General features: G+C 43.7%; 3 protein-coding genes. 2 read left to right on the top strand and 1 reads right to left on the bottom strand.

The features are described 5' to 3' along the window. On the bottom strand, positions 1–293 hold a 293-nt coding region (locus JF818_RS03610), incomplete at its 3' end, for a hypothetical protein (protein ID WP_198890618.1). 144 nt (positions 294–437) lie between these two features. Between JF818_RS03610 and JF818_RS03605 the strand changes: the two genes are divergently transcribed. Then, positions 438–755: a hypothetical protein gene (locus tag JF818_RS03605; RefSeq protein ID WP_198890617.1), complete on the top strand. Its 318-nt coding sequence runs from the start codon at positions 438–440 to the stop codon at positions 753–755. Positions 756–816: 61 nt separating this feature from the next. Further along, positions 817–957, top strand: a complete 141-nt coding sequence (locus JF818_RS03600; protein WP_198890616.1) for a hypothetical protein — start codon at positions 817–819, stop codon at positions 955–957. Positions 958–1,069 lie beyond the last annotated feature (112 nt).

Here is a 1,069-nt window from a genome sequence, read left to right as displayed (position 1 = left end):
TCATCACTCTCAGTGACATGTGGAAGCAGGGAAATAAGCATTTGGTTCAGACGGGAGGCAAATGTTTTTGGATTATTATCATCAGGGGTACATTGCATGTATGCATTGCTGTACCCCCCTGAAGCAAGGAATCGGGCTATTACTGTTGTTTTTCCATACCCATGGGGTGCATTCACCAGAGTAGTCTGGTAATGAAGGGAGAGCTTAAGCTTCTCATCCAATCGAGGCCTTTCCACCAAAGCGTTTCGTGAGACTGAAGAGAGTGTTGCTTTGGTCGATTCATTCTCTTTCATATGGTATGTAAGTATAGTTTGAAACCTCTGTTGTGGCAACAAACCGTTACTGTACCACAACTGTACCTTCGTACAGTACCTCGATAAGACACTCGATGATATCTTTCAAACACAAAACAAGACCAAACGTACTTGGAGGTACACATGGAAAAATTTAAACGGGCCCAAGATTGGGTAATTGCAGTTCTGGGATTGTATGCGGCGCTTTCTCCGCTCTTCTATGCCTACTCAGGAGGTTCTGGTTTCAGTGTTGTGATTGCAATTGCAATTGTCTTATGTGCTGTAATTGCTCTTTCACTCCCTGGATCAAAACCTGTGCAATGGATTCTCATTGTTGCCAGCGTATTGTTGTTCATCGTTCCCTGGATTTCATCCATAGTAGGCTGGGCAGCATGGAACCTTCGTATAGTATCTATAGTAATGATTATTCTTTCTTCCACTTCCTTGAAAACAATCGAATAACCTTGCAATGAAAAGGGGAGAGAGCCGAGCAACTCGGTTTTCTCCCTTCATAGGATATACCATGAAAACAATTCCCGAGACCGTTCTGAGAGCAGGCCTGCGACTTGTATGTGCAGACCCGGAAAAGAATCTTCCCAAACTGGTGAGCTGGGCACAGCCCATCGCTCGTCCCTTATACACATCTGACGCTGCGACGAATTAGACGGTGTAGTTCCCGGTGGCTCCCGTACCTTTAAAAAATAAAACACATTGCATTTTATTCTCATCTCACTCTCACATCTGAATACATTTTTTCTATCGCTTTATTAACAGTT

Source organism: Sphaerochaeta sp. S2, assembly GCF_016406725.1.
Classification (GTDB): Bacteria; Spirochaetota; Spirochaetia; order Sphaerochaetales; family Sphaerochaetaceae; genus Sphaerochaeta.
Note: the sequence above shows the minus strand (reverse complement) of the source record. Positions and strands in the feature narration are given on the sequence as shown.

Excerpts from the sequence above, each read along its gene's own strand:
- JF818_RS03605 (WP_198890617.1), top strand. The coding sequence starts at position 438 with ATGGAAAAATTTAAACGGGCCCAAGATTGGGTAATTGCAGTTCTGGGA.
- JF818_RS03600 (WP_198890616.1), top strand. The coding sequence starts at position 817 with ATGAAAACAATTCCCGAGACCGTTCTGAGAGCAGGCCTGCGACTTGTA.